This is a genomic window from Streptomyces sp. NPDC002138, from assembly GCF_040296485.1.
GTDB lineage: Bacteria > Actinomycetota > Actinomycetes > Streptomycetales > Streptomycetaceae > Streptomyces.
The window spans coordinates 76,837-82,836 of the sequence record NZ_JBEOXE010000036.1; the positions used below are offsets into that span (position 1 = coordinate 76,837).

The 6,000-nt window shown below is 72.7% G+C and carries 4 protein-coding genes; all 4 read right to left on the reverse strand.

Translation table 11 applies throughout. The annotated features are described in order from the left end of the window. Positions 1 to 25 precede the first annotated feature (25 nt). Positions 26 to 1,483, reverse strand: coding sequence for a GTPase ObgE (gene obgE, locus ABT084_RS23210; protein WP_351047053.1), 1,458 nt, complete (start codon positions 1,481 to 1,483; stop codon positions 26 to 28). A gap of 167 nt (positions 1,484 to 1,650) precedes the next feature. Continuing rightward, positions 1,651 to 1,905 (reverse strand): 50S ribosomal protein L27, encoded by a 255-nt coding sequence (gene rpmA / locus ABT084_RS23215; protein ID WP_048480572.1) that lies wholly within the window; start codon positions 1,903 to 1,905, stop codon positions 1,651 to 1,653. A gap of 13 nt (positions 1,906 to 1,918) precedes the next feature. Beyond that, positions 1,919 to 2,239 (reverse strand): 50S ribosomal protein L21, encoded by a 321-nt coding sequence (gene rplU, locus ABT084_RS23220; RefSeq protein WP_330330369.1) that lies wholly within the window; start codon positions 2,237 to 2,239, stop codon positions 1,919 to 1,921. Positions 2,240 to 2,513: 274 nt separating this feature from the next. Then, on the reverse strand, positions 2,514 to 6,000 hold a 3,487-nt coding region (locus tag ABT084_RS23225; RefSeq protein WP_351047056.1), incomplete at its 5' end, for an Rne/Rng family ribonuclease.

The window sequence follows — 6,000 nt, forward strand, 5'->3', positions numbered from 1 at the left end:
CACGCGACCCCGTGACGCGGCGCTGCTACGCGCCGGTCTGGTTCTGGCGGAACTGGTCGTACTCCTGCTGCGCCACGTCGCCGCGCTCGGCTTCCTTGTCACGGCGACGGGTCGTCGCGGGACGCGGGGCGTCCAGGCGGTGGTCCTCGCCACGGCGGCCCAGCATCTCGGCGCCGGCCATCATGGTCGGCTCCCAGTCGAAGACGACCGCGTTCTCGTCGGAGCCGATCGCCACGCCGTCACCGGCGCGGGCGCCGGCCTTGCGCAGCGCGTCCTCGACGCCGAGGCGGTTGAGGCGGTCGGCGAGGTAGCCGACGGCCTCGTCGTTGTTGAAGTCGGTCTGGCGGACCCAGCGCTCGGGCTTCTCGCCGCGGACCTTGTAGACGTCCTCGACCTCGTCGTAGGTGATGGTGAAGCCGGAGTCGTCCACGGCCTTCGGACGGATGACGATGCGGGTCGCCTCCTCCTTCGGCTTGCGGGCGCGCGCCTTGGCGATGACCCCGGCGAGGAAGTAGGAGAGCTCCTTGAGGCCGGTGCGGGCGACCGCGGAGACCTCGAAGACCTTGTAGCCGCGGGCCTCCAGGTCCGGGCGGACCATCTCCGCGAGGTCCTGGCCGTCCGGGATGTCGACCTTGTTCAGGACGACGAGGCGCGGGCGCTTCTCCAGGCCGCCGCCGTAGAGCTTGAGCTCGTTCTCGATGGCGTCGAGGTCGGCCAGCGGGTCGCGGTCGGACTCCAGGGTGGCGGTGTCCAGGACGTGCACCAGGATCGAGCAGCGCTCGACGTGGCGCAGGAACTCCAGGCCGAGGCCCTTGCCCTGGCTGGCGCCGGGGATGAGGCCCGGGACGTCGGCGATGGTGTAGACCGTCGAGCCCGCGGTGACCACGCCGAGGTTCGGGACCAGGGTGGTGAAGGGGTAGTCGGCGATCTTCGGCTTGGCCGCGGAGAGCACCGAGATGAGCGAGGACTTGCCGGCGCTCGGGAAGCCGACGAGCGCCACGTCGGCGACGGTCTTCAGCTCGAGGATGACGTCGCCGCCCGTGCCGGGTACGCCGAGCAGGGCGAAGCCGGGCGCCTTGCGGCGGGCGGAGGACAGCGCGGCGTTGCCGAGACCACCGCGGCCGCCCTCGGCGGCGACGTAGGTGGTGCCCTGGCCGACCATGTCGGCGAGGACGTTGCCCTCCTTGTCGAGGACGACGGTGCCGTCCGGGACGGGCAGGACGATGTCCTGGCCGTCCTTGCCGGAGCGGTTGTCGCCGGCGCCGGGCTGGCCGTTGGTGGCCTTGCGGTGGGGGCTGTGGTGGTAGTCCAGCAGGGTGGTGACCGCCTGGTCCACCACGAGGATGACGTCACCGCCACGGCCGCCGTTGCCGCCGTCGGGTCCGCCGAGCGGCTTGAACTTCTCCCGGTGAACGGAGGCGCAGCCGTGGCCCCCGTTACCCGCGGCGACGTGCAGCTCGACGCGGTCCACGAAGGTGGTCATGGGTGTTCCTCCAGATACATACGGGAATGTCCCGGGCAGGCCTTGCTGCCCATTAAACGTGTCTATGTGACAACGCGCCGAGGGCGGACCTCTCTTCCCGGCTTTCGCCGGGAAGAGCTGAGATCCGCCCTCGGGAAGTTACGTACGCGAGATCAGCAGGAGCTGATTCAGGCGGCCGGAACGATGTTGACGACCTTGCGGCCGCGGTGGGTGCCGAACTCGACGGCACCGGCCTGCAGCGCGAACAGCGTGTCGTCGCCGCCACGGCCCACGCCCGAACCCGGGTGGAAGTGGGTGCCGCGCTGGCGGACGAGGATCTCACCAGCGGAAACGACCTGACCGCCGAAGCGCTTCACGCCGAGCCGCTGAGCATTGGAGTCGCGCCCGTTCCGGGTGGAAGATGCGCCCTTCTTGTGTGCCATGTCTCAGTCCCTCTTACTTCGCAGCCGCGGGGATACCGGTGACCTTGATCGCCGTGTACTGCTGGCGGTGACCCTGGCGACGGCGGTAGCCGGTCTTGTTCTTGTACCGCAGGATGTCGATCTTGGCGCCCTTGTGGTGATCCACAATCTCAGCCGTGACCTTGATGCCGGCCAGGACCCACGGGTCGCTGGTAACGGCTTCGCCGTCGACGACGAGCAGGGTCGAGAGCTCGACCGTGTCGCCAACCTTGGCAGTGGGAATCTTGTCAACTTCAACGATGTCGCCGACAGCAACCTTGTGCTGGCGACCACCGCTGCGCACGATGGCGTACACGCGGATCTCTCTCTCACTCGGGGCGGATGCTCCTGAAGCCAGCCGTTCAGGCGGGCACCATCACGAAGACGGGCCCACGCGGATCCGGATTGGACGAGCGGCCTCTCCCAGTGCGACGCATGCGCGTACGCGGCGGGAGGGAGGTGCTCAGGAGCGCGGCGTGTCCTGAGACACGCCGACGGTCTAGGTTACGGGGCCCTCGTTCGAGGGTCAAACCGGGCCCCGCACGGCCGTGGGCCCCGCCGTTCGGCGGGGCCCACGGACCGGGTGTGGATCAGGCTTCGGTGGCCGGAGCCGAGACGGACGGGAGCGACTGCTGCTCCGCCGCCGCGGTCTTCTTCGTCGCCGCCTTCTTCACGGTCTTCTTGGCGGTCGCCTTCTTCGCGACCGTCTTCTTGGCAGCCGTCGCCGTCTTCTTGGCGGCGGTCGCCTTCTTGGCCGGGGCCTTCTTGGCGGCCGTCTTGCGGACCGCCTTCTTGGCCGGCGCGGGCGCCTCGGCCTCGGGGACCTCGGCGTCGGGCTCGGCCTCGGCGGCCGGGGCCTCCTCGGCCACGGGGGCCTCGACCACGACGATCGCGGCGTCCGCCGAACCGGCCGGCGAACCGGCGGGCGCGGTGGCCTTGCGGGTCGCCCGGCGGCGCGGACGCGCCGGAGCGGCGTCCGCGGCCTCCACGGCGGGAGCGGCCTCCACGACCGGCTCCGGCTCCACGACGGGCTCCGGGGCGACTTCCACGACGGGCTCCGGCGCGGGGGCCTCCTGGACGGCCTCGGCCGTCTTGGGGGCGCCCGCCGGGGCGGTGGCCTTACGGGTGGCGCGGCGGCGGGTACGACCCTGCGGGGCCGCCTCCTCGACCGGCTCGGCCACGGCTTCGGCGACCGGGGCGGCGACGGCGGCCGGGGTCACCGGCTCCGCCTCGGCGACGGCCGGAGCGACCGGCTCGGCGACGGGAACGACGACCGGCTCGGCGACCGGCTCGGCGACCGGCTCGGCCACGGCCTCGGCCGCGCGGGCCGGAGCCTGGGCTCCGCCGCGCGGGGCGCCCGCCGGAGCGGTCGCCTTGCGGGTGGCGCGGCGGCGGTTGCGGCGGCCGCTGATGCCCGCCGCTGCCTCGGCCTCGCCCGGGCTGCTGTACAGCTCCTCGTCGGGGACGAAGGACGGCTCCGGCAGGGCGCGCGGCGCGGCGGCCTCGGCCGCCACCTCCGCCTCGGTCTCCACCAGCTCGACCTCGAGGTCACCCTCGGCCTCGGTGTCGACGTACTGCTCGTGCTCGTGGTCGTGCTCCGTGGTCCGGCCCGCACGCTTCTTGGCGCGCTTGCCGTTGCCGCCGCCACCGATGGCCGTCGGCTGCTCCATGTGCACGATCACGCCGCGGCCGTTGCAGTGGACGCAGGTCTCGGAGAAGGACTCCAGCAGACCCTGGCCCACCCGCTTGCGGGTCATCTGCACCAGGCCCAGCGAGGTGACCTCGGCGACCTGGTGCTTCGTACGGTCGCGGCCCAGGCACTCCAGCATGCGCCGCAGGACCAGGTCGCGGTTGGACTCCAGGACCATGTCGATGAAGTCGATGACGACGATGCCGCCCAGGTCGCGCAGCCGCAGCTGGCGCACGATCTCCTCGGCCGCCTCCAGGTTGTTCCTGGTGACGGTCTCTTCGAGGTTGCCGCCCTGACCGGTGAACTTGCCGGTGTTGACGTCGATGACGATCATCGCTTCGGTCTTGTCGATCACCAGGGAGCCGCCCGAGGGCAGCCACACCTTGCGGTCGAGCGCCTTGGCGAGCTGCTCGTCGATCCGGTACGTCGCGAAGACGTCGACCTCGGAGGTCCAGCGCGAGAGCCGGCCCGCCAGGTCGGGGGCCACGTGGTTCACGTAGCCGTGGATGGTCTCCCAGGCGCTGTCACCGCTGACGATGACCTTCGAGAAGTCCTCGTTGAAGATGTCGCGGACGACGCGGACGGTCATGTCCGGCTCGCCGTAGAGCAGGCTCGGCGAAGAGGTCGAGATCTGCTTCGACTTCTTCTGGATGTCCTCCCACTGCGCCTGCAGGCGCTCGACGTCGCGGCGCAGCTCGTCCTCGCTCGCACCCTCGGCGGCGGTGCGCACGATGACGCCCGCGTCCTCGGGGACGATCTTCTTGAGGATGGTCTTCAGACGCGCGCGCTCGGTGTCGGGCAGCTTGCGGCTGATGCCGGTCATCGAGCCCTCGGGCACGTAGACCAGGTAGCGGCCGGGCAGCGAGACCTGGCTGGTCAGGCGGGCGCCCTTGTGGCCGATCGGGTCCTTGGTGACCTGCACCAGGACCGACTGGCCGGACTTGAGGGCGGCCTCGATGCGGCGCGGGCCGTGGGCCATGCCCAGGGCCTCGAAGTTGACCTCACCGGCGTACAGGACCGCGTTGCGGCCCTTGCCGATGTCGATGAAGGCGGCCTCCATGGACGGCAGCACGTTCTGGACCTTGCCCAGGTAGACGTTGCCGACGTACGAGGTGGCTTCTTCCTTGTTGACGTAGTGCTCGACGAGCACGTTGTCCTCGAGGACACCGATCTGGGTGCGCTCGCCGCTCTGGCGGACGACCATCACGCGCTCGACGGCCTCGCGGCGGGCCAGGAACTCGGCCTCGGTGATGATCGGGACGCGGCGGCGGCCCTGCTCGCGGCCTTCGCGGCGGCGCTGCTTCTTGGCCTCCAGGCGGGTCGAGCCCTTGATGGACTGGACCTCGTCGGAGGAGGTGGACTCGCTGCGCTCGCGGGCCGGGCGGGGCTCGCGGACCTTGACGACCGTGCGTACGCCGTCCTCGTCGCCCGCGTCGCCCTCGGCGCCGGAGTCACCGCTGCGGCGGCGACGGCGACGGCGGCGACGGCTGGAGCTCGAGCCGGCCGGGCCGTTCTCCTCGTCGTCGGACTCGTCGTCCTCGTCGGACTCCTGCTCGGCGGCGGCCTCGTCGCCTTCCTCGGACTCCTCCTCGGCGGACTCGTCGAGGTCGACGGACTCACCGCGGCGGCGGCGACGGCCACCCCGGCGGCGGCGGCGCGACGGGCGGTCGCCCGACTCGTCGTTCTCGTCGTCCTCCAGCTCGGCGGCCTCGGGCTCCTCGTCCAGGACGGACTCGACGGAGATCGGGGCGCCGGCTGGGGCTGCGGCGGGGGCGGAGACGGGCTCGGCGGCCTGCTCGGGCGCCGCGGCGCCACCACGGCGGCGACGGCGACGGCCGGCGGGAACGGCGGGGGCCGCGACCGGAGCGGCGGCCTCGGCCTCGAACTCGATCTCTTCCTCGTCCTCGTCGACCTCGTCGGCGACGACGCGCGCGGCGGCGGCGGCCATGGCGGCGGTCTCGGGGGTCTGGAACATCGGCTCGGCGAACACCGGCGCCTGGAACATGGCGACGGCGGGGCGCGCGGCGCGGCGGCCGCGCGGCTCGGCGGCCGGGGCGGCCGCGGGCTGCGGGGCGGCGGCGGCCGGAGCGGAGGAACGGGTGGCGCGGCGGCGCGTGGCGCGGCCCTTCGGGGAGTCCACTGCGTCGGCGACCGTCACGGCGGCCTTCGCGGCGGCTTCCTTGGGCTGCTCGACCGGCTCGGCGACGGCCTGCGGGGCGGCGGCCTGCGGGGCAGCGGCCTCGGCGGCCGGGGCGGCGACGGCGCGGGTGGCACGGCGACGGGCACGCGGCGCGGGAGCGGCGTCCTCGACGGGTGCCGCGACCGGCTCGGCGACCGGCTCGGCGGCCGGAGCCTCGACGACCGGCGCGGCGGCTTCGGCGGCGGGG

Coding starts and splice junctions, on each gene's coding strand:
- rpmA (WP_048480572.1), bottom strand. CDS start 1,905: ATGGCACACAAGAAGGGCGCATCTTCCACCCGGAACGGGCGCGACTCC.
- obgE (WP_351047053.1), bottom strand. CDS start 1,483: ATGACCACCTTCGTGGACCGCGTCGAGCTGCACGTCGCCGCGGGTAAC.